Annotated in this window: 28 protein-coding genes; 12 read left to right on the top strand and 16 right to left on the bottom strand. The window is 63.4% G+C overall.

Annotated elements, in window-relative coordinates; translation table 11 throughout:
* Positions 1 to 187: 187 nt before the first annotated feature.
* Together LB523_RS17720 and LB523_RS17715 are read left to right on the top strand one after the other, a co-directional pair.
* The gene (locus LB523_RS17720) at positions 188 to 439 is read left to right on the top strand and encodes a prevent-host-death protein (RefSeq protein ID WP_224525153.1); all 252 of its coding nucleotides are present in this window, start codon (positions 188 to 190) and stop codon (positions 437 to 439) included.
* Positions 432 to 827: a hypothetical protein gene (locus tag LB523_RS17715; RefSeq protein ID WP_224605321.1), complete on the top strand. Its 396-nt coding sequence runs from the start codon at positions 432 to 434 to the stop codon at positions 825 to 827. Before LB523_RS17720 ends, LB523_RS17715 begins: the two co-directional genes overlap by 8 nt.
* A gap of 28 nt (positions 828 to 855) precedes the next feature.
* Here LB523_RS17715 and LB523_RS17710 read toward each other — a convergent pair whose 3' ends face one another.
* Positions 856 to 3,624: a DUF2339 domain-containing protein gene (locus LB523_RS17710; RefSeq protein ID WP_224605310.1), complete on the bottom strand. Its 2,769-nt coding sequence runs from the start codon at positions 3,622 to 3,624 to the stop codon at positions 856 to 858.
* Between the two features lie 405 nt (positions 3,625 to 4,029).
* Here LB523_RS17710 and LB523_RS17705 point away from each other — a divergent pair, with 405 nt between their 5' ends.
* Positions 4,030 to 4,494, top strand: a complete 465-nt coding sequence (locus tag LB523_RS17705; protein WP_224605308.1) for an NUDIX domain-containing protein — start codon at positions 4,030 to 4,032, stop codon at positions 4,492 to 4,494.
* A gap of 12 nt (positions 4,495 to 4,506) precedes the next feature.
* On the opposite strand, the gene recO is transcribed toward LB523_RS17705, so the two are convergent.
* The gene (recO, locus tag LB523_RS17700) at positions 4,507 to 5,265 is read right to left on the bottom strand and encodes a DNA repair protein RecO (RefSeq protein ID WP_224605306.1); all 759 of its coding nucleotides are present in this window, start codon (positions 5,263 to 5,265) and stop codon (positions 4,507 to 4,509) included.
* Between the two features lie 99 nt (positions 5,266 to 5,364).
* Between recO and LB523_RS17695 the strand changes: the two genes are divergently transcribed.
* Entirely contained in the window at positions 5,365 to 5,643 is a 279-nt protein-coding gene (locus LB523_RS17695; protein WP_140699830.1) for a DUF1778 domain-containing protein, read from the top strand.
* Positions 5,640 to 6,167 (top strand): GNAT family N-acetyltransferase, encoded by a 528-nt coding sequence (locus LB523_RS17690; RefSeq protein ID WP_224605304.1) that lies wholly within the window; start codon positions 5,640 to 5,642, stop codon positions 6,165 to 6,167. The genes LB523_RS17695 and LB523_RS17690 overlap by 4 nt, the downstream gene beginning before the upstream one ends.
* Positions 6,168 to 6,173: 6 nt before the next feature.
* Here LB523_RS17690 and LB523_RS17685 read toward each other — a convergent pair whose 3' ends face one another.
* Positions 6,174 to 7,061 carry an aminoglycoside phosphotransferase family protein gene (locus LB523_RS17685; RefSeq protein WP_224605301.1) on the bottom strand — a complete coding sequence of 296 codons (888 nt, stop codon included), beginning with the start codon at positions 7,059 to 7,061 and terminating at the stop codon, positions 6,174 to 6,176.
* A gap of 135 nt (positions 7,062 to 7,196) precedes the next feature.
* Between LB523_RS17685 and LB523_RS17680 the strand changes: the two genes are divergently transcribed.
* On the top strand, positions 7,197 to 8,006 hold the full coding sequence (locus tag LB523_RS17680) for a hypothetical protein (protein ID WP_224605299.1): 810 nt from the start codon (positions 7,197 to 7,199) through the stop codon (positions 8,004 to 8,006).
* A gap of 34 nt (positions 8,007 to 8,040) precedes the next feature.
* Here LB523_RS17680 and era read toward each other — a convergent pair whose 3' ends face one another.
* The 5 genes from era to LB523_RS17655 all read right to left on the bottom strand — a co-directional run bounded on the left by era (position 8,041) and on the right by LB523_RS17655 (position 11,505).
* Positions 8,041 to 8,973: a GTPase Era gene (era, locus tag LB523_RS17675; RefSeq protein WP_224605297.1), complete on the bottom strand. Its 933-nt coding sequence runs from the start codon at positions 8,971 to 8,973 to the stop codon at positions 8,041 to 8,043.
* Positions 8,958 to 9,674 carry a ribonuclease III gene (rnc, locus tag LB523_RS17670; protein WP_224605284.1) on the bottom strand — a complete coding sequence of 239 codons (717 nt, stop codon included), beginning with the start codon at positions 9,672 to 9,674 and terminating at the stop codon, positions 8,958 to 8,960. The genes era and rnc overlap by 16 nt, the downstream gene beginning before the upstream one ends.
* Before the next feature lie 4 nt (positions 9,675 to 9,678).
* The gene (gene lepB, locus LB523_RS17665; protein WP_224605243.1) at positions 9,679 to 10,428 is read right to left on the bottom strand and encodes a signal peptidase I; all 750 of its coding nucleotides are present in this window, start codon (positions 10,426 to 10,428) and stop codon (positions 9,679 to 9,681) included.
* A gap of 79 nt (positions 10,429 to 10,507) precedes the next feature.
* Positions 10,508 to 10,921 (bottom strand): holo-ACP synthase, encoded by a 414-nt coding sequence (gene acpS, locus LB523_RS17660; RefSeq protein ID WP_041009542.1) that lies wholly within the window; start codon positions 10,919 to 10,921, stop codon positions 10,508 to 10,510.
* The gene (locus tag LB523_RS17655) at positions 10,918 to 11,505 is read right to left on the bottom strand and encodes a DUF2062 domain-containing protein (RefSeq protein ID WP_224605241.1); all 588 of its coding nucleotides are present in this window, start codon (positions 11,503 to 11,505) and stop codon (positions 10,918 to 10,920) included. The genes acpS and LB523_RS17655 overlap by 4 nt, the downstream gene beginning before the upstream one ends.
* 211 nt (positions 11,506 to 11,716) lie before the next feature.
* Between LB523_RS17655 and LB523_RS17650 the strand changes: the two genes are divergently transcribed.
* On the top strand, positions 11,717 to 12,247 hold the full coding sequence (locus LB523_RS17650; protein WP_224605239.1) for a GNAT family N-acetyltransferase: 531 nt from the start codon (positions 11,717 to 11,719) through the stop codon (positions 12,245 to 12,247).
* Here LB523_RS17650 and LB523_RS17645 read toward each other — a convergent pair.
* The 4 genes from LB523_RS17645 to rpoZ all read right to left on the bottom strand — a co-directional run bounded on the left by LB523_RS17645 (position 12,225) and on the right by rpoZ (position 16,196).
* Positions 12,225 to 12,608 (bottom strand): VOC family protein, encoded by a 384-nt coding sequence (locus LB523_RS17645; RefSeq protein ID WP_140842512.1) that lies wholly within the window; start codon positions 12,606 to 12,608, stop codon positions 12,225 to 12,227. The two genes, LB523_RS17650 and LB523_RS17645, sit on opposite strands and share 23 nt — an antisense overlap.
* A gap of 75 nt (positions 12,609 to 12,683) precedes the next feature.
* Positions 12,684 to 13,262 (bottom strand): orotate phosphoribosyltransferase, encoded by a 579-nt coding sequence (pyrE, locus tag LB523_RS17640; protein ID WP_224605237.1) that lies wholly within the window; start codon positions 13,260 to 13,262, stop codon positions 12,684 to 12,686.
* Between the two features lie 176 nt (positions 13,263 to 13,438).
* Positions 13,439 to 15,670, bottom strand: coding sequence for a RelA/SpoT family protein (locus LB523_RS17635; protein WP_095766930.1), 2,232 nt, complete (start codon positions 15,668 to 15,670; stop codon positions 13,439 to 13,441).
* Positions 15,671 to 15,794: 124 nt separating this feature from the next.
* Complete coding sequence (gene rpoZ / locus LB523_RS17630; protein WP_095766929.1) at positions 15,795 to 16,196, bottom strand: DNA-directed RNA polymerase subunit omega; 402 nt, start codon at positions 16,194 to 16,196, stop codon at positions 15,795 to 15,797.
* Between the two features lie 303 nt (positions 16,197 to 16,499).
* Here rpoZ and LB523_RS17625 point away from each other — a divergent pair, with 303 nt between their 5' ends.
* The gene (locus LB523_RS17625; protein WP_095766928.1) at positions 16,500 to 17,081 is read left to right on the top strand and encodes an NYN domain-containing protein; all 582 of its coding nucleotides are present in this window, start codon (positions 16,500 to 16,502) and stop codon (positions 17,079 to 17,081) included.
* The gene (locus tag LB523_RS17620) at positions 17,078 to 17,749 is read left to right on the top strand and encodes a uracil-DNA glycosylase (protein ID WP_411966474.1); all 672 of its coding nucleotides are present in this window, start codon (positions 17,078 to 17,080) and stop codon (positions 17,747 to 17,749) included. The genes LB523_RS17625 and LB523_RS17620 overlap by 4 nt, the downstream gene beginning before the upstream one ends.
* Positions 17,750 to 17,782: 33 nt before the next feature.
* Here LB523_RS17620 and LB523_RS17615 read toward each other — a convergent pair whose 3' ends face one another.
* Entirely contained in the window at positions 17,783 to 18,256 is a 474-nt protein-coding gene (locus tag LB523_RS17615; protein WP_224605233.1) for an Lrp/AsnC ligand binding domain-containing protein, read from the bottom strand.
* Positions 18,257 to 18,373: 117 nt separating this feature from the next.
* Here LB523_RS17615 and LB523_RS17610 point away from each other — a divergent pair, with 117 nt between their 5' ends.
* Complete coding sequence (locus LB523_RS17610; protein WP_318011975.1) at positions 18,374 to 19,330, top strand: DMT family transporter; 957 nt, start codon at positions 18,374 to 18,376, stop codon at positions 19,328 to 19,330.
* 39 nt (positions 19,331 to 19,369) lie between these two features.
* Here the strand turns inward: LB523_RS17610 and LB523_RS17605 are convergent, their stop codons facing one another.
* The 3 genes from LB523_RS17605 to dapA form a co-directional block, all read right to left on the bottom strand.
* Entirely contained in the window at positions 19,370 to 20,086 is a 717-nt protein-coding gene (locus tag LB523_RS17605) for a GH25 family lysozyme (RefSeq protein WP_411966473.1), read from the bottom strand.
* Between the two features lie 77 nt (positions 20,087 to 20,163).
* Entirely contained in the window at positions 20,164 to 20,643 is a 480-nt protein-coding gene (gene smpB, locus LB523_RS17600) for an SsrA-binding protein SmpB (RefSeq protein WP_095766924.1), read from the bottom strand.
* A 246-nt stretch (positions 20,644 to 20,889) separates the two neighbouring features.
* The gene (dapA, locus tag LB523_RS17595; protein ID WP_224605217.1) at positions 20,890 to 21,771 is read right to left on the bottom strand and encodes a 4-hydroxy-tetrahydrodipicolinate synthase; all 882 of its coding nucleotides are present in this window, start codon (positions 21,769 to 21,771) and stop codon (positions 20,890 to 20,892) included.
* A gap of 83 nt (positions 21,772 to 21,854) precedes the next feature.
* Here dapA and LB523_RS17590 point away from each other — a divergent pair, with 83 nt between their 5' ends.
* Positions 21,855 to 22,145 (top strand): hypothetical protein, encoded by a 291-nt coding sequence (locus LB523_RS17590; protein ID WP_224605215.1) that lies wholly within the window; start codon positions 21,855 to 21,857, stop codon positions 22,143 to 22,145.
* Positions 22,146 to 22,237: 92 nt separating this feature from the next.
* Positions 22,238 to 24,271, top strand: a complete 2,034-nt coding sequence (locus tag LB523_RS17585) for a lytic transglycosylase domain-containing protein (protein WP_224605209.1) — start codon at positions 22,238 to 22,240, stop codon at positions 24,269 to 24,271.
* The last annotated feature ends 104 nt before the right edge of the window (positions 24,272 to 24,375 follow it).

The raw sequence follows: 24,375 nt of genomic DNA, 5'->3' as shown, positions 1-24,375 counted from the left end.
TCCGGATAGAACGCGCCTTTGCGGCGCGGTGCAAGCAGTCAGCGCGAAGCGGCCCAACCGCTGCGGTTACCCAAGCGCATGAATAACGCCGGCGGAGGGCGGTTTATTCCCGACTCAAAGTGCGCAGGACGGATTGTTTTAATTACGTAATATAGGTATACTAGGTATATCACGTATGAGGTGACCAATGAAGCAATTCACCTTTTCAGATATGAACCGCGCGTCGGGCGAAATCCTCGAAACGGCGATGATTGAGCCCGTCGCTCTCACAAAACGCGGCAAGGAGAAGCTGATCATCCTATCGGCCAGACAATACCGGCAACTCGTCGGTTCGTCTCATGCCGCCGCTTACACGCTGGAGGGCGCACCGGACGAGGTCCACGACGAACTGATGTCGGGGTTGGAAGCCATCATAGTCGGTGATGAGCCGGATGTTTAAACCCGGCGACCTGCTTCGATACTACTATTTGTGGGCGCGGCAGGCTGATGCCGGTGAGGAATCCGGCCGCAAGGCGCGTCCTGTCTGCATCGTGGTCAGAACTCCGACTACGCCGGCAGCGCTGTTCCTGTTCCCGCTCACCTCGCAGCAACCCGATGCGACCCGCACATATATTGCCATCAGTGAGATCGAGTGTCGGAGGGGCGGCTTCGATTTTCCGTCATGGCTGATCCTCGACCAGTACAACCGGGTGCGGACCGACGAAGCTTACGACCTCGTCACGGTGAAACCCATCGGTTCTTTCAGTCCAGCATTCGTTCGAAAGATTGCTGGCCTCATCAAAGAGGCAGCCGACCAGCGCGGGCTGCGCGGGATCGTTCGAAAATAGCCGCAACGACCCAAGGAGCTCCAGCCTCTTACGCCTCCCTCGCCGCCCTTGTCAGCAGCCGCTGATAGAACAGCCCTATCCCGATCAGTACGGCACCCAGACCGATGAAGGACAGCGCGCGCAGCACGCCTTCGAGTTCCGACATGTCGAAGAGGAAGACTTTCAGCACCGCGACCGCGATCAGCGCCGCCGACGCGATGCGCAATACCTGCGATTTCAGCCGGACGCCGGCGGCAAGCAGCGCCACGCCGATGACCAGCCAGAGCGCGGAGTAGGTATAGGTCTCGAGCTGGCCGAGCCCGCTCCACAGGGCGATGAACTCGCCCTTGAACAGGCGGCGCACCGAGAGCGTGGCATAGGCGAAGGCAAGCAGCGCGGCGATCAGCGCGAGCATTGCCGCATACCATCGCGGGCGCTTGTCGCGGACATAGAGTGCCAGCGCCCCGGCGGCGACCGCCGGCAGCAGATAGGCGAGAAACAAAAGGTTGAAGACGGGAACCGTGCCGGTCGACTCGTCCGTCAGCAGCGGGTTCAGCACGACGAAATGCTGGACGGCGATCAGGCCGGCCGAAACCAGGCCGGCGGCCATCGAGCCATAACGCAGGACCGAGCTCGGCGAGCGCATGTCGATGGCGACTAGCATGGCGCCGGCGCCGAGCGCGATCAGCGTGTAGATCGCCTGTTCGGCAAGAGTGACGGTGCCGGTGTCGATGACGCCGCCATGCATGGCATGGCGCACCAGCATGGCAATGGTGAGCAGCGCGAACAGGGCCGACGCCGCTTCCATGGCAAGGCGCGGCCGGCCATTGGTGGTGCGGGCGAGCTGCCAGGCGGCGAAACCGAAGGCGAGCGCCGGCACGCCATAGCCCGGCAGCAGCCAGTTCAAGACCGGCGTCCTGGCGAGAGACGCCGCGCCGACGATGGTCGGATCGAAGGCGACGCGGCCGAGCACGGCGACCGCCGCGCCCACCGCGATCCAGCCCAGCACGCGGTAGGTGCGCCAGCGCGTTGCCAGCGCCGGGACGACAGCGGCGGCGCCGAGCAGCAGGGTCGTCCAGCCGGAGCCGAAGGCCATGTGCAGCATCAGTAGGCCTGCGACGCCGGCGCCGCCGAGCGCGAATGACACGGCCGGGCCGCCGGCCAGCGGCGACTCCTCGGCGCGCGCGATCCATTCGCCGCCGGCGGCGAAGGCGAGCGCCAGCAACAGGGCCGGCAGCGCATAGCCGAGATCGCGGTCGATATCGCCGAAGGTCAGCCACAGCGCCAGAAGCACCACCAGCGGTGCAATGACGCCCCAGGCCGCCCAGCAGGCCGCCCGCACTGGAGCGGCAGCGGCGAAGCGGCGTGCCGCCCAGAAACCGGCGGCGAGGAAGATCATGCCGAGCGCGACGCCGATGCGGAAAGTCAGCACGTCGGACGACGCCAAAGGCTGAGCGTCGAGCCCGACATCGAGCGCATTCGCGCCGATCGTGGCGGGCGGGATGATACCCAGATAGATCAGCAGGGTCGCGATGCCGGCGGCAAAGAGGAGCGGAAGCGCGCGCGGCCGGTAGAGCGCCGCCGCGACCAGCGCGGCCAGCAGGACCGCGCCGTGCAAGGCATCGCCGGCGCTGGCAAAGGCCGGATCGACGGACAGGCCGAGCGCGCTCAAGGCGATGAAGAAGCCGGGCACGATCGAGGGCCAGTCGAAGCCGCGCGCCGTATCGTCGCGGCCAGTAACCAAGAAAAGGCCGAGCCAGACGAAAGCCAGCACGGCGAGCGTCGCCAGGCTGATGAACAGGACGGCGGCGAGGTTCACCTCCGGCACGTCGACCATGTAAAGAATGGTCCAGACGCCGGCGCCGGCGAAGGCCGCGGCCACCAGCGCCTTCCAGTCGCGGATGCGGGCGATTGCCGCCGTGGCGGCAAGCACGATCGCGAGATAGACGAACAAGGCCCAGGGATTAGGTGCTTCCGAGGCGACCAGCGCCGGCGTGACCATGGCGCCGACGAGGCCGATGCCGGCCAACGCCAGGCCATGCAGGAGCGAAGCGCCAATGGTCGCGACGCCGATGACGCCAAGCAGCGCGAAAGCCGTCGCCGGACCGATGAAGCCATAGATGGCGTGCGCCGCGTAGACCGTGCCGAACAGGATGAAGGCGCCCGCCCCGGTCAGAATCGCGGGGATGTAGGCGCCGGCGGCGCCCTGCACCGGCACCCTGAAGCCGGTGCGACGGATGAATTCGGCGCCGGCAATCAGCACCAGGCCGAGGATGCCGGCCGTGGCGAGGCGCACGCCAGGGCCGAAAATGCCGGCCTCGATGGTGTAGCGGATCAGGAACAGGCCGCCCAGCGCCAGCGCGATGCCGCCGACCCAGACTGCCCAGCGAGTGCCCAGCGCTGTTTCGACATCGGTTTGGCGCGCCGCCTTGGGGGCCTCGGGAGATCCGGCCGCGGGCGTCTCGGCTACGGTGGCGGGTTGCGCCGGTGCGGCGGATTGCACCGGGGCCGCCTTGCCCTTCGTCCAGGGTCCGGCCACGGCCTCGCCTTCGGCGGTCTCGGGCGTCGCGACGACCTCCTCGGCCACGGTCGCGCCCTCCGCCAACGGCGCGGCAGGCGCCGCGGCTGCCTTGGCCTTCTCGGCAAGACCGTCCTGCGCGGCGTCCGCCGCGTTAGGCGCCGACAGCGAAGCTCCAGGCTGCACAAGGCCGCGCAGGATACCGAGCTCGCGCTCGACCAGCGCAATGCGGTTCTGCTGTCGTGACACGATGACGAAAAGAGCTATGACGGCGGCAATGGCGATCAGGCTGAAAAACATGGCGGTTTCCCTCAAAACCAGACCGGTCGTGGCCAAAGAATGCGGCAATGAGACGGCTGGTGCAAATCAGCGTCTTGCCGGCTAAAGGCGCCTCGCGCCGAAACGGAGTCAGGCGACGCGCCTTTAGTCATTGTTTTGGTGCATGTCGTTCTCCCAAAACCGCTGCGCACCTTCAGGCCATATGCGCTGTTTTGGTGCATGTCGTTCTCCCAAAACCACTGCGCATTTTTGCGCGGCATGCACTGGCAAGATCGAGCATGTTTCGTCGCCGATTGCCAGCAACTTGCCGGTTTATTCAATGTCGGGCTGCCGAGGCGTCGGCATTGCCGGCGAGATTACGTGACCTCTGCCGCGGAATACTCATGCTATTCTCGCGCGGGCGAAGAAAATGCCGCGAGGTGACGGATGCCGCAAAAAAGCGCTGGCCTGCTGATCCACAGGCGCACCGCCGGTGTGTTCGAATTCCTGCTCGTCCACCCGGGCGGGCCGTTCTGGGCAAGAAAGGATGAAGGCGCGTGGACCATCCCGAAAGGACTGATCGGCGATAACGAGGATGAGCTCGAGGCCGCCAAGCGGGAAGCCGAAGAAGAGCTCGGCGTCACCGTCGACGGCGATTTCCGGCCGCTCGGCAGCTACAAGCAGCCGGGCGGGAAGATCGTCATCGCATGGAGCGTCGAGGCGGACATCGATGCGGATGCCGTCAGGAGCAATATGTTCACGATGGAGTGGCCGCCAAAATCGGGGACCATGAAAGCGTTTCCTGAAGTCGACAAGGCCGGCTGGTTTTCGCTGCCCGAAGCCGGCGTCAAGATCCTCAAGGGCCAGCGCCCCATGCTCGACGATTTCCTGGAGCGACGCAGCGCCGAATAGACGGCTGCCTCGCTATCCTGCCTCGCCCGCAATCGCCCTCACCGAGGCATGGTGCCGGCGCAGCGCGGCGAGGAAGCCGGCGCGAGTATCGGGCGGCTCGAGGCCGCGCGGCTCGTAGACGTGACGGGTGAAGAAGAAGCCGCTCAGCCGGAACGCGTCCTCCAGGGCTGCCGCATCGGCGCGCAGGCCGGAGCCGCGCTGCAGGAAGGCGGGCAGCACCAGCATCTTGTCGTGCCAAGGCGCGCCGGCTTCGCGCGACACGGCGCGTCCGGATTTCGGCGAGACATAGGCGAGATCCTGCCTGGTGCCGGTCGCCGCGCATTGGCTGAGATCGAGGCCGAAGCCCAGTTCATCGAGGATAAGCAGCTCGAAGCGCGCCACCAGCTCTCCCGCCGCGTCGGCATCATCGAGATGCGAGATCATTACGGCAAGCGCCTCGTAAAGCCCGCCATGAGCGTCGCGCTCGGGCAGGAGCCTCAGATGCGCGGCCATGGTCTGCAGGCCGTAGACGGCGACGGCGCTGTCCATCAGCCGCGCGGCGTTCATCTCGATCGCTTCGGCCTGGAAGATGCCGAGATGCTCGTCGAGCCGCGCCCGCCACAGAAGATCGACGCGGTTGCCGGGCTGCAGCACCGGCTGCTGCTTGCGCGAGCGCCCTCCCCGCACCAGACCGAGATGGCGACCATGGGCACGCGTCATCACCTCGAGGATGGCGCTGGTTTCGCCATGCTTGCGAGTGCCGAGAACGATTCCCTCGTCGCGCCATTCCATGAGACGAGCTTTTCACCCGTTGGGCGGCGAAATCAAGAGAGAGATGAGTTGTACGCATGATGTGCGTACGCTATTATTTGGCGTGAAGGAAGATACCCCATGCCCAAAATAGCTACCGACAAATCCGAGCGTTTCAATATCCGCATACGGCCCGCCCAGAAGGCGATGATCGCCCGGGCGGCGGCGCTGTCGAACAAGGATATGACCGACTTCATCCTCGACAAAGTGCTGCCCGAGGCCGAGGCCGTGATTAAGGCAGGCGAGAAGATCGAGGTCTCGGAACACGATTTCAAGCGTATTCTCGATTTGCTTGAACATCCGCCTAAGCCCAACGCGAAGTTGCGGGCTGCTATCGCAGCGCTCCCTGACACCATATGATCCTGCCAGGTTGGCATGAGGAGCCGATCTCGAAATCGCATGATCGCGCGTCCTTCGATTGCGGCGACGAGCAGATGAATGATTTTCTGCGTCGCTTCGCCAGGCAAAGCCATGAGCAGAATGCTTCGAAGACTTTTTGCGCTGTCGACAGCACAAACCCCAGCCGCGTTCTTGGCTTCTATACAATCGCACCGTCCGCCGTTGCCCATGAGCAAGTGCCCGCGGCCCTGACAAAGGGGCTCGCCCGACATGAAGTATCGGGCTTCAAGCTTGCCCGCCTGGCAGCCGATCTCTCAGTGGCCGGACAAGGGCTCGGTGGCCAGCTTCTCGCCGCAGCTGCCCTGCGTTGCCTTCGCGTCGCCGCTGAGGGCGGCGGCATTTTGCTGATCATCGACGCCAAGAGCGATCGTGCCGCGGCCTGGTACCACGGATATGGAGCCGAGCCACTTTTGGAGCGGCCGCTGACGCTTGTGATGCCGCTGGCGTCCTTTGCAGCTGATTTCAGCGCCAAAGGCCTATTGTAGTCCCCGTCACAAGCGTTCGTAATCGGCAAGCACTTCGTCGATCACGTTGCGCTGCCTTTCGGCCTCGGCCTGGTTGGCGTCGTGCCCGGCGGAGGTGATCAGCGCCTTCCATAGCGCCCAGCCGCGGCCGCGCGCCCAAGTGGCGTCGTCGACGTCCATGCGGGTGCGAAACACCTCGCGGCTTTCGCCTTCGAAGAATGTCCAGCTTATAGCAAGATCGCAGGACAGGTCGCCGACGCCGGAGGTGCCGAAATCGATGACGGCGCTCAAGCTGCCGTCCTCGACCAGCAGATTGCCCGAGGCGACATCGCCGTGGAACCAGACCGGCGAGCCACGCCAGGTGGCGGCGAGTGCTGCCTCCCACACGGCGGTTGCGGCTTGCGTGTCGATCCGGCCTTCGAGCGCGGCGATGGCCTGCCTCGCCTCGCCGTCATAGACGCTCAGCGATCCACCGCGATGAAAATTGTGCTGGCCGGGCGCGGGCCCGTCCGTCGGTTCGATGCTCCTCAAAGCGACAAGGAAATCGGCGAGCGCCACGGCAAACGCTCCGAGATCGGCAATGCGCGCGCTCCGTGCCGTCTCCCCCTCGATCCAGCGATAGACGGACCAGCGCCAGGGATACCCCGCCGCCGGCTCGCCCATGGCGAGCGGCACCGGGATCGGCAGCGGCAGACGTGGCGCGAGCTGCGGCAGCCAGCGATGCTCCTTCTCGACCTGCAGCGAATAAGGAGCCGCACTTGGCAGCCTGACCGTCATTTCGTCGCCGAGATGGAAGGTGCGGTTGTCCCAGCCGCCGAAGGCGACGGGGCTCACCGGCAGATGCCGCCATTCGGGAAATTGCGCGTCGACCAGCCGGCGCACGAGACGGGTGTCGATATCTACTTCGCTATCCATCTCGATCGAAAAGACTCAGAATATGGGACAAAAGCTCGCTGCATGTCAGAATTTTAACTGAAACCGCCAATTCGCGCTCAAATGCCACAACACCCATGCTATGTTACATTCTTTCTAGTGAAGGGCTTACTCGATTTGCATCCGCTCGTTTTAATATTCGTCGTTATACCGTTCGGCGCAATGTGGCTGTGTCTGTTCGGACTGTTGATAACAGGAATTGTCCTGACTAAGCGCGATAATAAATCTGGCCGTTGGATCATCTTTATCGTCCTTGCACTTATGTCAGTCATCGTCTTCAGGCCAGAGTGGGACGACGTTCTCCGGACCATTCGCTCGCATAAAATCGCGTCATTGAACGCTGAAAAGCTCACGTCGCCTCCGCCCTATCATCTCACAGTATTCAATGCTCCGCTGGATGAGTCGGCCCTTCTTGCGCTTGCGGAATCGGGGCTGTTCGACATCACGACATCCGATCAGACGAATCCAACAAAATTCAGCAAAAGAGTCGTCGTCGAGGCGTCTGACAAATGCATGACGCACCGCACCGGCTTTGTTCGGTTTATCGCAGCAACCGGCTTCAGGCGCTGCGGTCGCCTCGTCTCCCAGCCCGGTATCCTTCCACCAAGGCATCTGGTCTTGTGGGTCGATCGAGCTCCTCTTCTGCAGCGATCGCGGTGGGGTGATCGGCAAAGAGCAATTCAATTGTCCGAGCAAACTGAAGCCGGCATGCGTTTGCTCGCTTACTGCGAAACCAATTCCCCCCTCCAGCGTGGGCTCTTTGACCGTCTAGTGATCGCGTTTCGCCGCACAATGAGTGATTGCCGGAATCCGGTGACACAAGATACGTATGCTATGTTTCATCCCGACTTGGTCACCTTTGTCTTGAAAGGCGTGGGAATCAATCCTGCCAATATTGCCATTGGCGACCAAGCTATCGGTCAATGAGAAGCCTAATCTGGCAACGGAATCCGTCCATGCATTAGTGGGGAAACTCCAGCCCCATCTCGCGATAGCGCTCGGGGTCGTCGCCCCAATTCTCGCGCACCTTCACAAACAGGAAGAGGTGCACCTTCTGCTCCAGAATGCCAGCGATCTCCACCCGCGCGGCTTGCCCGATGGCGCGGATCGTCTCGCCCTTGTGGCCGAGCACGATCTTCTTCTGGCTGTCGCGCTCGACATAGATGACCTGCTCGATGCGCACCGAGCCGTCCTTCTTCTCTTCCCATTTCTCGGTTTCGATGTGCGAGGAATAGGGAAGCTCCTGATGCAGCCTCAGATAAAGTTTTTCGCGCGTGATCTCGGCCGCGAGCTGGCGCATCGGCAGGTCGGAGATCTGGTCCTCCGGATAGTACCAGGGACCGGCCGGAAGCGTCTCGGCGAGATAATCGAGCAGGTCCTTGCAGCCGGAGCCGGTCAGCGCGGAGACCATGAAAGTGCGCTTGAACGGCACGCGTTCGTTCGCGGTCGCGGCCAGGGCGAGAAGCGTTTCCGGCTTGACGCGGTCGACCTTGTTGAGAACCAGAAGCATCGGCTGCCTGACGTCCTTCAGCCGGTCGAGGATGGCATCGGCATCGCCTTTGATGCCGCGCTCGGCGTCGATCAGAAGCACGACGATATCGGCATCCTTGGCGCCGCCCCAGGCGGTGGTCACCATCGCCGTGTCCAGCCGCCGCTTCGGCTTGAAGATGCCCGGCGTGTCGACGAAGACGATCTGCGCGTTGTCATGCGTGGCAATGCCGCGCACGATGGCGCGGGTGGTCTGCACCTTGTGGGTGACAATCGATACCTTGGCGCCGACCAGTTGGTTGACCAGCGTCGACTTGCCGGCATTGGGCGCGCCGATCAGCGCTACGAAACCGGAGCGCGTCGCGGGGACTTGAGTGATTTCCGTTTCTGTCATGCCGCGCTCCATACGCCTTCGCGCAGCAAAAGAGTAGCCGCCGCGGCCTGCTCGGCCTCGCGCTTGGAGCGGCCGCTGCCGACGGCGGGCGCGAAAGAGCCGACTTTTACGCTGACCGTGAACACCGGGTCGTGGTCCGGTCCGTCACGGCCGTCGATATGGTAGGCGGGCACGGCGCCGGCGGCGGCCTGATGCGCCCATTCCTGCAATTCGGTCTTGGCGTCGCGGCGGGCAGCACCCATCGCCTGCGAGCGCGGCTGCCAGTAGCGGTGGATGAACGCGCGCGCCGCGTCCATCCCGCCGTCGAGATAGAGCACGGCGATCAGCGATTCCAGCGCATCGGCGCGCAGATTGGTGCGCTTGCGGCCCTCGAGATTGCGCACATCGGAACCGGCGCGCACCAGTTCCGGCAGGCCGATCTGTTCGGAGATTTCCGACAGCGCCTCGGCATTGACCAGCGCGTTAAGGCGCAGCGAAAGCTCGCCTTCGGCGGCATCGGGAAAGGAGGCGAGCAGCATGTCGGCCACGACGAGGCCGAGAACACGGTCCCCAAGGAATTCGAACCGCTCATAGTCAACTCCGGCATGGGTCGAACGGGCGCTGGCATGGGTCAGCGCCCGCTGCAGGCGCTGGCGGTCGGCGAAGACATGGCCGGTGCGCTCGACAAGCGCTTCGGCAAGGGCATCGGCGGTCAAACGCTTTCTGGCCGCCATCGCTCTAGTGGACGAAATGGAACAGGCGCCCGGCGCGCATCAACGACGGCCACTTCCATATCTCGAGCGGGCTCGCCTTGCCGGCGATCGAGAAGAAGATGAGGTTGGCGCGACCGACAAGGTTCTCGGCCGGCACAAAGCCGACGGCGAAGCGGCTGTCGGAGGAATTGTCGCGATTGTCGCCCATCATGAAATAGTGCCCGGGCGGCACGACGAATTCGCGCGTGTTGTCGCCGATCGAATCGGAATTGATGTCGAGCGTGTCGTAACTGACGCCGTTCGGCAGCGTTTCGCGGTAGACATCGATCGGCCGGTTTTCCTCGGTGACATCGGGATTGTCGATCTGGCCGGTCTTCACGCGCGGCACGCCGACGTCATTGATGAAAAGCTGGCCGTCCTTCACCTGGATCTTGTCGCCGGGCAGGCCGACGACGCGCTTGATGTAATCGACCGACGGATCCGGCGGGAACTTGAACACCACCACGTCGCCGCGCTTGGGCTCGGAACCCCAGATGCGGCCCGAGAAGAGATCGGGACCGAAGGGCAACGAGTAACGCGAATAGCCATAGGCCCATTTGGTGACGAAGAGATAATCGCCTTCGAGCAGCGTCGGCCGCATCGAGCCGGACGGAATGGAAAACGGCTGGAAGAGCAGCGTGCGGATGACGAGCGCGAGCAGCAGAGCCTGGATGATGACGGAAAAGGTCTCACCAAGCCCGCCGGATTTCTTCTGCGATTTTTCAGCCACGCTCATGTCGTCCTCGATTGTGCGATGTTGGTATAGAGTCTCGGCGGGCGCTGGGCAACGTCATGCCGCTCGTGGTCAGATGGAATCAATGTGGCGCTTGTTCGGCGGGCACTGCCTCGATGATCACAAAGGCTTGAGCAAGCGGGAAATCGTCGGTGATGGTGAGATGGATGAGGGCGCGGTGGCCTTTCGGGAGGATTTTCTCCAGCCTGGCCGCGGCGCCGCCGGTCAGCGCCATGGTCGGCGCGCCGCTCGGCAGGTTGACCACGCCCATGTCGCGCCAGAACACGCCCTCGGCCATACCGGTACCCAACGCCTTGGCGCACGCCTCCTTGGCGGCGAAGCGCTTGGCATAGGAAGCCGCGCGGGCGGCACGCTTTTCCGACTTGGCCTGCTCGACCTCGGTATAGATGCGCTGGACGAAGCGCTGGCCGTGCCGCTCCAGCGATTTCTCGATACGTCTGATGTCGATCAGGTCGCTGCCGATGCCGATGATCATTCCGCCGGCACTTCCCGTCGGCCCTGCCGCGCCTTCTTCTCGGCACGCTCGGCCATGCGCTTCCGGCGCTGCTCGCGAAACACCGTCATGCCCCAGCGGGTGATGGCATAGAACACGAGCCCGAAGACCAGGCCGAGCGGCACCGCGCCGATCAGCATCGGCTCCAGAATGGGGTGCCAGAGCTTGGCGAAGGAAAGCTTGTGCATCATTTCGCCCAGATGCTCGGGCGGGCCGTGCTTCGGCAGATGCTCATGCAGCAGCAGCTTGCCGGTTTCCCAGGACGCGCCCCACAAAAGCGGGAAGGTCAGCGGATTGCCGAAGAACACCGCGCCGAGCGCTGCCGCGACGAGATTGCCGGCGATGATCCAGCACAGCACGGCGGCGATGATGAAGTGGAAGCCAAGCGGGAAGAAGGACGCGAAAACGCCCGCGGCGACGCCGGCGGCGACGGAATGCGGCGTCGCCTTCAGCCGCAGGATGCGTTTGGAGAAATACTGCACGGAACGCGAGAACGAGCGGCGCGGCCAAAGATAAGTACGCACCTGTTCCAGGAAGCCATCAGGCTCTCGGCGTCGAAAAAGCACTCTGTTCCAGTTCCCGGTCCAATACGCGCTGCCCCTACCCACCGGGTCGCGCAAACACATCTTGCGCTTCGAGGGCGCAGAAAGGCAACAAGCTTTGATATAGCGACGACCGGGCCGCGCAACAACGAACGCCGCCGCGATGGTCTGCCGCAGCCTGTAACAACAGCGTCATTCTGGCGAAACTGAGGAAAACGATCGGGATGCAGAGCCGATGATCACCATTCGACCGGCGCGGGCGGAGGACGCCGGGGCGCTGCCGCGGATCGAACAATCCGCCGGGCTGGCGTTCCGCGCCATTGCGGAACTGGCGTGGCTCGCCGACGGCGACAATATCAGCGTCGAGCGGCACCGCGCGCTGATCGCCGCCGGCGCATGCTGGATTGCCGCAGACGAGAAGGACCGGCCGGTCGGCTTCCTGAGCGCCGGGATCGAGGGCGATGCGTTGCATATCTGGGAGTTGGACGTGCGCCTCGACCGGCAGGGCCAAGGCATCGGCCGCGCCCTGCTCGAACAGGCGGTCGCGGACGCCGGGCGGCGCGGCCTGGCCGCGGTGACGCTGACCACGTTTCGCGCCGTCGCCTGGAATGCGCCCTTCTATCGCAAGGCCGGATTTCGCATCCTGGAAGACGCCGAGATTGACGAACGGCTGGCAAGCCTGCTCGACGATGAAGCCAGGCACGGCATGCCTTCGGGCCAGCGCTGCGCCATGCGGCTCGATCTCAGCCGGGTTGGTACTCGCTGACCTCGACCAGATTGCCGTCCGGATCGCGGAAATAGACCGACATCATCTTGCCGCGCGCGCCGGTGCGTTCGACCGGACCGACTTCGATCGCCACGCCATTGGCCTCGAGGCTGGCCTGGACCTCGGCAAGCGGCACTGCCGCCACGAGGCAGAAGTCGCCGGAACCCGGCGTCGGCGCCTTTGCCTTCGGCTCGAAGGTGCGACCGACTTCGTGCAAGTTGATCTTCTGCGAGCCGAACAGAAGCGCGGTCGGCCGGTTCGGTTCGTCGAGCCGCCGCATGCCGAGCACCCGCCGGTAGAAATCGCAGGTCGCTTCCAGCGAGCGGACCGTCAGCACGAAGTGGTCGATCCCGGCGATCATAGTCGCCTCGGCGCATGTCTCCGACAAAGGGATTCAAGCGACGCGCTCAAGTGCCTGTTTTCATCCATCGCGATGTCAGATGTTGCGGCTTCCCGGCTTAACGGCTGGAATCGCGGCAAGTTCCGGCGGCAGGCGGTCGGCGGGATAGGCCGGCACTTCATATTCGGCAAGCGCGATCAGCGGCACGCCGACATCGGTCTTGCCGGCCGAACGGTCGATGATGCAGGCAGCCGCCGCGACGTCGGCGCCAAGCTCGCGCAGGCAGTCGATGGTCTCGCGGATCGACAGGCCGGTGGTGACGATGTCCTCGACGATGACGACGCGCGAGCCCTTGGCAATCTCGAAGCGGCGCAATCTGAATTCGCCCCCTTCCCGCTCGACCCAGATCGCCGGGACGCCGAGATGGCGCGAGGTCTCATAGGCCGGGATCAGGCCGCCGATGGCCGGGCCAACGACGTAGTCGATCCCGCCCGGCACCGCCTTGCGGATCTTCTCGGCCAGCGCCTTGCACAGGCGCTCGGTCTTGTCGGCATGCATGAACACCCGCGCCTTCTGCAGGAAGACCGGACTGCGCAGTCCGGACGTCAAGATGAAATGCCCTTCGAGCACGGCGCCGGCCTCGCGGAAAATGCCCAGCACTTCGTCGGTGTTCATTGTTCGGTCCCCCTTGGCGAGTGGTGAATGGTGAATGGCAATGAGAGCACCTTCTATTCACTATTCTCTATTCTCTATTCTCTATTCTCTATTCTCTATTCTCTATTCTCTATTCACTATTCACTATTCACTATTCACTATTCACTATTCACTATTCACTATTCACTATTCACTATTCATCCATTCACACGCCGCGCATCGCTGACGCTCGAATTGTCCTTGAGCTGCGACAACAGCCGGTTGAGGTGCTTGAGATCCCAGACTTCGAGATCGATCAGCATCTCGGTGAAATCGGGTGCGGTGCGTATCATCGACAGCGTGTGGATGTTGGCGTCGTTGGATGCGACGACCTGGGCGATGTCGGCCAACGAACCGGGCGCATTGATGGCGGTGACCGAGATGCGCGCCGGAAAACGTTCCTTGGTGCGCTCGTCGATGTCCCAGCGCACGTCGATCCAACGCTCGGGCTGATCGTCGAAGGCCTGCAAAGCCGGCGACTGGATCGGATAGATGGTGATGCCGGTGCCGGGCTGGATGATGCCGACGATGCGATCGCCGGGTACAGCGCCTTCCGGCGCGAAACGCACCGGCAGGTCGCCGCGCACGCCGCGGATCGGCACCGCGCCGTCGCGCTGCTGGTCCTTGTCCTTCTTTGCGGCGCGGGTGCCCGGCATCTGGAAGAGCATGCCGGCGGCGTTGCGGATCTTCGACCAGCCCTCCTCGCGCTGCTTAGGCGCCGCGACGGTGACACGCTCATCCTTATAATCGGGGAAGACCGCTTTCATGACATCGGTGGAACTCAGCTCGCCGCGGCCGACCGAGGCCAGCACGTCCTCGATGTCCTTGCGCGCCAGCCGGTGCAGCACCGGCTTCAGGCTCTCCTTGGTGAATGTCTTGCCGGCGCGCTCGAAGGCGCGCTCCAGGATGCGGGCTCCGAGGCCGGAATATTGCTTGCGGATCGCATTCTTGGTGGCGCGGCGGATGGCAGCGCGCGCCTTGCCGGTGACCACGACCGATTCCCAGGCGGCGGGCGGCACCTGCGCCTTGGAGCGGATGATCTCGACCTCGTCGCCGTTCTTCAATTCCGTCATCAACGGCATGATGCGGCCATTGACCTTGGCGCCGACGCAGGTGTCGCCGACATCGGTGTGGACGGCATAGGCGAAGTCGATGGGAGTAGCGCCGCGCGGCAGCGCGATCAGCATGCCCTTAGGCGTGAAGCAGAACACCTGGTCCTGGAACAGCTCCAGCTTGGTGTTCTCGAGGAAATCCTCGGGATTGTCGCCTTCGGCCAGTTGCTCGATGGTTCGCCGCAGCCAGGCATAGGCGTTGGTCTCCCTGGAGATCGCATGGCCCGCGCCGTTCATCTTGCCGCCAGTATCCTTGTAGATCGAATGCGCGGCGACGCCATATTCGGCGATCTTGTTCATTTCCCTGGTGCGGATCTGCAATTCGACGCGCTGGCGCGACGGGCCGACGATGGTGGTGTGGATCGAACGGTAGTCGTTCTGCTTGGGCGTCGAGATGTAATCCTTGAAGCGGCCGGGCACCATCGACCAGGTGGTGTGAATGGCGCCAAGCGCGCGGTAGCAGTCGTCGACCGAATCGACCACGACGCGGAAACCGAAGATGTCGGAGAGTTGCTCGAAGGAGAGCGCCTTGGCCTCCATCTTGCGGAACACCGACCACGGCTTCTTCTGCCGGCTCTTCACGCTCGCCTTGATGTCGTGTTTTTCGAACAGGCCCGACAGCGCCGTCTCGATCTCCTGCAGGACGCCCCTGTTGCGCTCGAAAATCTCGGCAAGCCTTGCGGTAACAGCGCGGTAAGCCTCCGGATTGATGTAGCGAAAGGCTATTTCCTCCAGCTCCTCGCGCATGCCCTGCATGCCCATGCGCCCGGCCAGCGGCGCATAGATCTCCATCGTCTCCTCGGCGATGCGCAGGCGCTTGGCTTCCGGCATATGGTCGAGGGTGCGCATGTTGTGCAGGCGGTCGGCGAGCTTGACGAGCAGAACGCGGACGTCCTCGGAGATCGCGAGCAGGAGCTTGCGCAGGTTCTCCGCCTGCTCGGCCTTTTTCGAGACCAGATCGAGCTTCTTCAGCTTGGTGAGGCCCTCGACCAGCTTGCCCATCTCGGGGCCGAAGAGCTCGTCGATCTCGGCGCGGGTCGCGGTCGTATCCTCGATCGTGTCATGCAGCAGGGCAACGGCGATGGTCGCCTCGTCCATATGCATGTCGGTGAGGATGGCCGCGACTTCGAGCGGATGCGAGAAATAGGGATCGCCCGAGGCGCGCTTCTGGTGGCCATGCTTCTGCATAGCATAGACGTAGGCCTTGTTGAGCAGCGCCTCGTTGACGTCAGGCTTGTAGCGCTGGACGCGCTCGACAAGCTCATACTGACGCATCATGGGCGGGATCTCGCGGTGCTGAAATGATTGATGCGCCGCACCGACGTGCGACGCATCTCATAGATAGCCACGAAACCTAAGATACGGAAGTCCTGGATGGTTGATCCAACCCGGACAAAAGCACTTAGTAGTCGTCGCTCTTTTCCGGCGGCACCAGACCTTCGATGCCGGCGAGCAGGTCTTCCTCGCTCATGCGGTCGAAAGTGACGTTCTCCTCGGCGTCGTCGGCGTCGGCGGCAACGGCTGTCGCACCGGTCTGGTCGGCGATCGCCTCGCCCTCGGCTTCCGGCTCGTCGACCTCGACATGCTTCTGCAGCGAGTGGATCAGGTCTTCCTTGAGGTCGTCGGGAGACAGCGTCTCGTCGGCGATCTCGCGCAGCGCGATGACCGGGTTCTTGTCATTGTCGCGCGGAACGGTGATCTGCGCGCCCTGGCTGATCTGGCGGGCGCGATGGCCGGCGAGCAGCACGAGTTCAAAACGGTTGTCGACCTTGTCGATGCAATCTTCAACGGTTACGCGGGCCATGGACTGCCCCTTTCATGCGATGGATTTGATGGAAAGCTGGCGCGCTCCATAACGCGGGCGCGGCCGAAATACAAGCTTTATGGCGCCAGCGTCGGCTTGACGGGCCGTTGCCGGCTCGTCATCGCGCCACGCCGTGAAGCTACCCACATAGTGGCGATCACAATTGCTTGCAACACAGGGCCATGCCCTTGGATATCCACAAATTGCGCGTTATCTCGGAGGTGACGGTACAAAGGTCCATTTGCCGGACCTATTCGTCAAGCGCTTTTAGACGACAAAAATTTTCGAAAGGAATGTTTTTCAATGTTCGATCCCCGTGAAAAGATCGCTCTTTTCATCGACGGCGCCAATCTCTATGCCACGTCCCGCGCGCTGGGCTTCGACATCGATTACCGCAAGCTCCTGTCGAGCTTCCAGAAGCGCGGCTACCTGCTGCGCGCTTACTATTACACCGCGCTGGTCGAGGATCAGGAATATTCATCGATCCGGCCGCTGATCGACTGGCTCGACTATAACGGCTTCAAGGTGGTGACGAAGCCCGCGAAGGAATTCACCGACTCGACCGGCCGCCGCAAGATCAAGGGCAACATGGACATCGAGTTGACCGTCGATGCGCTGGAGCTCGCCGACGTCGTCGACCACTATGTCATCTTCTCCGGCGACGGCGACTTCCGCACGCTGGTCGAAGCGCTGCAGCGGCGCGGGCGCAAGGTATCGATCATCTCGACGATGGCCTCGCAGCCGCCGATGATCTCCGACGATCTGCGCCGCCAGGCCGATCATTTCATCGACCTGATGACGCTGAAGAGCGAGGTTGGCCGCGATCCGTCCGAGCGGCCGGCGCGCCGGCCGGAACCCGCCGAAGTCGACGAGGAAGATTATTGACGGCGGCGGCCTTGACCGCCGTGCCCTCCCCCGAACCCAGCCGTGACTGCCCGCTTTGCCCGCGGCTGCATGATTTCATCGCCGCCTGGCGCGAGCGTGAGCCCGGCTGGTTCAACGCGCCAGTGCCGACCTTCCTGCCGCCGGAGGGTGAAGATTCTGTCCGCCTCCTGATCGTCGGGCTGGCGCCCGGCCTGCGCGGAGCCAACCGCACGGGGCGCCCCTTCACCGGCGACTATGCCGGCGACCTGCTCTATGGCACATTGATCGCGCACGGTTTTGCGCGTGGCGAGTTCAAGGCAAGGCCGGATGACGGCTTGCAACTCGTCGGCACGGCCATCACCAATGCGGTGCGCTGCGTGCCGCCGGAGAACAAGCCGGTGGGCGCCGAGATCGCCACCTGCCGGACTTTTCTCAAGCCGACCATCGCGCGCTTTCCCAACCTGCGCGCCATCCTGACGCTGGGTTCGATCGCGCATCAGTCGACGGTGCGGGCGCTGGGCGAGCGCGTCGCGGCCTTTCCGTTCCGCCATGGCGGGAGGCAGCAAGCCGGCCGCATCGCGCTGTTTTCCAGCTACCACTGCTCACGCTACAACACCAATACGGGCGTGCTGACGCAGGAGATGTTCGTCAGCGTGTTTAAGGAGATTGCGGCGTTCCTGAAGAGCTAGATTCAGGCGGCTTCCTGCCGGTCTGACACCCACTCATACCGGCAGCAGCGCATCCGGCTTCACGTCGCCGATGGAGGTATAAGTGTGCGTCTCCTTCACTCCCGGCAGCGCGAGAATGACCCGCGTCAGGAAATCCTGATAGGCGGCCATTTCCGAGATGCGCGCCTTTACCAAATAGTCGAAGCCGCCGACCACCATGTGGCACTCGAGAACCTCGGACGCCTTGGTCACGGCCTCGGCGAAGCGCTCGAAAATATGCGGCGCCGTGTGATCGAGACGCACCTCGATGAAGACGAGCGTGCCGCGTCCGATCTTTGCCGGATTGAGCACGGCCCTGACCGCGGTGATGTAGCCTTCCCGAAACAGCCGCTTCACCCGTAGGCTGGTGCCGGTCGGCGAGAGGCCGACACGCGCCGCCAGATCAAGTGTGGTGCGACGCCCATCTTCTTGCAGCAATCGCAGGAGATTGCGGTCGACGCCGTCGAGGTCGCTTGCTTCAGCATTCACGCTAGATCTGCCTCCAATCTGCGAGTTTCGCTCGAATTTCGAGAAAAGAGCGTATTTTGCCGCGGGCTTTTCGGCAATAGCCTGCGCTTTCATCGCTTTGTGCGGAGATGATCTTCGATGGCGATGTCACGACGGCGGCGGAACATGGCGGATGCGCGAGACTCAGGAAACTCCAGGCTGGCGATCATCGCGGGTCTCATTATGATCGGCATCTACGCCATCCAATTCGTCGCCGCCCGCTTCAGCCTCAGGGAGCATCTGACGGCGACGGATCTGGCCGCCTTGCGCTTTGGCGGCGCGGGGGTGGTCTTTCTGCCGATCGTCTGGCACGGCGGCTTTGTAAGCATGAGGGCGCTCGGTTGGCGACGGGCCCTGGCATTGGCGGCGCTGGCCGGATTGCCTTATCCGCTGATCATCAATTGGGGCCTGACCTATGCCCCTGCCGCCCATGCGGCCGCGCTTTGTCCAGCGTCGATCGTCTTCTTTTCGTTCCTGCTGTCACGCATCGTCTTCAATGACGGCGCTTCGCGGCAACGGACCATCGGTGTCCTCGCGATTGTCGCCGGCCTGTCGCTGTTCATCGCGCCGGCGCGCGACGGCACCGGCGGCGTTCTCTTCGGCGATATGCTTTTCATCGGATCGGGCCTGATGTTTTCGGCCTATGCCGTTCTTGTCAGGCGCTGGCGTGCCGATCCCGTTACGGCCACGGCCGCGGTAGTGCTCCTGTCCTGCCTGCCGCTGCCGGTTCTCTACTTCGTCGCACCAAGCCATATCCATGCCGCGGCCACCACGGAGATCATCAGCCAGATAGTGATCCAGGGGATTCTGGCCGGCGCGGCAGCCATGTTCCTCTATACCTATGTCGTCGGGCAGTTGGGGCCGCAGACGGCATCGCTGTTTCTGCCCGGCATACCCATCGCCACCGTGGCTGTCGGCATGGCGGTACTCGGCGAAACGCCGATGACGATCCAGTTCGCAGCCATTGCCATCATGGCCGTCGGGATGGGCTTGTCAGCGATCGGAGGGCGGATTGCCAATAGACGCCTTAATGCACCGGCGCCGGGAGGATCGTAAGCCTTCAGCGGTACGGCAAGCGATTCAAGGCCCGGCAATTCAAGGCGTCGGCGCAAACAACTTCGCCAGCGTCTCGCGGCCGCCCTTCAGGACGTTGAGATCGACATCGCCTTCGATGCCGTCGACGCGGCCCATATTGTGATACTGCCAGTAGATCCAGTCGTTCTCGCGCGGTCTCGTCGCCAGCGAACGCAACCAGCGCCGGCGGTTAAGAATGCTGCCGCAATAGGCGTCTGCCGCCTCGTCGGTCAGATAGAAAATCGCCTGCTTGCCGAATGCCGTCTCGACCGGACCGAGGAATGCAGCAAGCTCGGTGTTCAGTTGCTCGGGCGACGGCCGTTGCGGGCAATTGCCGCCGAACTCGATGTCGACCACCGGCGGCAGAAGCGGCTCGCCGCGCGGCACCACCGAGATGAAGTTCTTAGCCTGGTCGACGCCTGGCCGGCAGAAGGTGAAGAAGTGATAGGCGCCGACCGCCAGGCCGGCCGCCCGCGCCTCGCGCAGGTTGATGGAGAATTGCGTATCGACATGGGTGCCGCCTTCGGTCGCCTTGATGATGGCGAAGGCGACATCGTCGGCGGCGACGCGGGGCCAGTCGATCTTTCCCTGATGATGCGAGACGTCGATGCCCCGGATCGGAAATTCCTCGCGATCCGGGGAAAAGCCGCGGAACCAGAAGAAGGCGCCCGCCACGACGGCACTGGCGACAACCGCGACGGCAAGGCCCCAGAAAACAATCCGCTTCCCCAAGACCATCCCCTGTCGGAAGGTGCCGGACCGGAGAACCGGCCGGTGGCTTTTTTCAGGCGGCCGGCGCTGCCAGCCCTGGAGGCTCAGCCGCGCTCCTTCAGCAGCCGGCCCTTCTCGCGCGACCAGTCGCGCTGCTTCTCTGTCTCGCGCTTGTCGTGCAGCTTCTTGCCTCGGGCAATCGCGAGCAGCAGCTTGGCGCGGCCGCGGTCGTTGAAATAGATTTTCAGCGGCACCAGCGTCATGCCTTCACGCTCGACGCTTTGCGAGAGCTTTGCCATCTCGCGCTTGGAGACCAGCAACTTACGACGGCGGCGCGGCTCGTGATTGAAGCGGTTGGCCTGCAGATATTCCGGCAGATAGGAATTGATCAGCCAGATCTCGCCGCCCTCAGCCGAGGCGTAGCTTTCCTGGATGTTGGCCTGGCCCTGGCGCAGCGACTTGACCTCGGTGCCGGTCAGCACCAAGCCGGTCTCGATCGTGTCGAGCACCTCGTAGGAAAAGCGCGCCTTGCGATTTTCCGCAACGGTCTTGTTGTTGGGATCGGCTTTCTTGACTTGATTCATGACGTCCAGAGTCCGTTTCGAAACTCGCTCCTGCGAGTCAGGTGAAGGTGTCAACAGAGCGCCGCGCGTTTTCTAAACGCGCAAAGGACGCTCTGCAGCCCGACTTTGCGCATGGTCCTTTCCGAGAGCGGATGCTTTCTGGGCCATGCGCGGAACCGGAGCGGAGCGTACATATAGTACGTGAGCACCGGAAGCGCAGTTGGCGCCTTCAGATGGCCGCAGGAGTAGAGTTTCCAAACGGGCTCGCTAATTAATCAAGCCGGCGTGCTTGAGCGCCGCGTCGAGCTTCTCGGCGGTCGAGGACTCGACCGTAACCAGCGGCGAACGGACCACGTTCTCGACCTTGCCCAGCTTCGACAGCGCGTATTTGGCGCCGGATACGCCAGGCTCGATGAAAATCGCCTTGTGCAACGGCAGAAGCCGGTCCTGCAGCTCGAGCGCCTTGGCGCTGTCGCCGGAAAGCGTCGCTTCCTGGAACTCGGAGCAAAGGCGCGGCGCGACATTCGAGGTGACCGAAATACAGCCGACGCCGCCATGAGCGTTAAAGCCGAGCGCGGAGGCATCCTCGCCGGAAAGCTGGATGAAATCCTTGCCGCAGGTCATGCGCTGCTCGGAGACGCGCTCGACCTTGCCGGTCGCGTCCTTGACGCCGGCAATGTTCTTGAAGTCGTGGCGCAGCCTGCCCATCGTCTCCGGTGTCATGTCGATCACCGAACGCGGCGGGATGTTGTAGATGATGATCGGCAGCTTGGTCGCCCTGGCGACGGCCGCGAAATGCTCATAGAGGCCGCGCTGCGTCGGCTTGTTGTAGTAAGGCGTGACCACAAGGGCGGCATCGGCGCCGGCCTGTTCGGCATACTTCACCAGGCCGACCGCTTCCTCGGTGTTGTTGGAGCCCGCGCCGGCCACCACCGGCACCCTGCCCTTGGCTACCTCGATGGCGACCTTGACGACATGGCGGTGCTCCTCATGCGACAGCGTCGGCGACTCGCCGGTGGTGCCGACGGGAACGAGACCCTTGGTGCCCTCGGCGATCTGCCATTCGACAAACGAGCGAAAGGCTTTCTCGTCGAAGCGCCCGCTCTTTTCGAACGGTGTCACGAGCGCAGTCAGCGAGCCTCTCAGCATGTCGTCCAAACTCCTTGGAACTTTGTCGGTTTATGCATGTCGTCTTCCCAAAACCGGTTTCCGCTTCTGGGCGACATGCATCGATGTTTCATCAGATCGGTCAGTTGCGCGCCTTCTACCCGAAAGCGAAGCCGCGCACCATAGTCTCGACATGGTTCAGCGGCAAGCATCGGCGTAATGCCAAGTGTCGTGGTTTTCGATGTTCGCTAGACGTTGATATCAGGCTCGGGGCGAACATCGAAAACCAAAACGACACTGGATTCGACAGTTGGCTGGTGTCCTGCGATTCTGAAATTCGCGCCGCGCCCGATATCAAGGTCATGCGAATTTCAGAATCGGGACACCAGCAAGCGCCATTCGAACGGCCTCGATAACCTTTTGTTTACGAGCCCTTCACGACCTAAGTCTAGGCTTCGCATCGGGTTCTCAATGCCCGCGCCTGCTGGCGATGTGCTAGGATCATAAAATGCCGACGAGGCGGCCCCATCTTTTCGCGCTGTTGGGCGCGATCGTCGCGCTGACGCCTACCATGGCGATCGGTGGCAGCGTCGACGCGCGCGCGACGGCCTCGATTCCGGCGCCAGATGCGCCGCAGGCGCCGGGCCAGACGCCGATTGCCCCCGACATAGCGCAACTGAAGAGCGGGCTCGATGCGCTTGCCGCCAACAACATCGTTGGCGCGCGCAATGCGCGCGACACGCTGCCCGCCACCTCGCTCGACCGGCACATCCTCGCCTGGGCGATCGCGCTTTACGGCGGCGACCAGGTGCCGAGCGGCGAGATTGCCGACGCCGCCAAGATGCTGCCTGGATGGCCGGGCACGATCGCGCTGCGCAAGAACAGCGAGCGCGCGCTCTATCGCGAGAATCCGCCGCCGCAAGTGGTGGTGCAGGCCTTCGGCCGCAGCCAGCCGCTGACGCCTGAGGGCGTCATCATCCTCGCCCGCTCGCAAGTGGCGCTTGGCAACCAGGCCGCGGCGCGGTCGGTGCTGGTACCCTTTTGGCGCACGGAAAAACTGGAAGCAAAGGACGAGACGGCTGTCATCAAGGAGTTCGGCACGCTGATCCCGGCGGCCGACCATCGCTACCGCATGGAGCGCATGTTTTATGCCGACCGGCCGTCGTCGGCGCTGCGGGTCGCCGGCCTCGCCGGCGCACAGCCGCTGGCGGATGCCTGGGCGGCGGTCGACAAGGGCGACAAGAACGCCGCCAAGCTGTTGAAGGCAGTGCCCGCAGTGCTGCGCTCCGCCGGCTATTTCTTCGCCGAGGCGGAGTATCTGCGAAAGCAGCAGAAATTCGCCGAAGCCGCTGCTGCCGTGATGAAAGCGCCGACGAATCGCGATTCGCTGGTCGACCCCGATGCCTGGTGGGTCGAACGCCGCGTGCTCTCGCGCGAGCTGGTCGACCAAGGCGACATGAAGACTGCCTACAAGATTGTCTCCATGCACGCTGCCGAAAGCCCGCCGAACGCCGCCGAAGCCGAGTTCCATGCCGGCTGGTACGCGTTGCGCGGTCTCAACGATCCGGCGACCGCCGCCAGGCATTTCACGCGCATCACCGAGCTCGCCCAGGGCCCGGTGTCGCTGTCGCGCGCCTATTACTGGCTCGGCCGGGCGGCGGAAGTCGGCGGCCCGGGAAGCGCCAAGGACTATTTCACGCGCGCGGCCAGCTACGGCACGACCTTCTATGGCCAGCTCGCCGGCGAGCGCGTGGGCTTGAGGACCCTCAACATCGCCTATCCGAAGCCGAGCGCGGCCGACCGCCAGAGTTTCGACGGCCGCGAAGCGGTGAGCGCGATCAAACGGCTGCAGGAGGCGGGCTATGACCGCTACGCCGAAACGCTCTACCGCGACCTTGCCGGGCAGCTGACCAGCCCGGGCGAACTGGCGCTGCTGGCCGTGCTGGCCGAAAAGCAGGGCAACCATTTCATGGCGTTGAAGGTCGGCAAGATCGCCGCCCAGCGCGGCATCGACGTCGGCGCGCTTTCGCATCCGCTGGGCGTCATTCCCGATTCGGCCAATATTTCGGGATCCGGCAAGGCGCTCGCCTATGCCATCGCCCGCCAGGAAAGCGAGTTCAATATCGGCGCCGTTTCCAGCGCCGGCGCGCGCGGCCTGCTGCAGTTGATGCCGGGCACCGCCAAGCAGTTGGCAAAAAAGGCCGGCATGAATTTCTCGCAGGCGCGGCTGACGACGGATGCCGGCTATAACGCGACGCTGGGCTCGGCCTTCCTCGGCGAGCAGCTCGACCGTTTCGGCGGCTCCTATGTGCTGACCTTCGCCGGCTACAATGCCGGCCCGAACCGCGCCGCCCAATGGGTGGCGAAATACGGCGACCCGCGCGGCAAGGACGTGGACGCCGTCGTCGACTGGATCGAGCGGATTCCCTACACCGAAACAAGAAGTTACGTGCAGCGCGTGATGGAGAATTACGAGGTCTACAAGATGCGTATTTCAGGCAAATACGACATCGTGGGGGACCTCGTGAACGGACGAAGCTGAGGGGGCGTCTCTTCCTTCTCCCCTTGTAAGGGCTTTGCACAGAATCGGATCGGTGATTCCATGCGGATATCCGGCGAGGAGGGATTCGCGATGGTCGATCGAGT

It is taken from the genome of Mesorhizobium sp. ESP-6-4 (genome assembly GCF_020164735.1).
In the GTDB taxonomy this organism is placed as follows: domain Bacteria; phylum Pseudomonadota; class Alphaproteobacteria; order Rhizobiales; family Rhizobiaceae; genus Mesorhizobium.
Note: the sequence above shows the minus strand (reverse complement) of the source record. Positions and strands in the feature narration are given on the sequence as shown.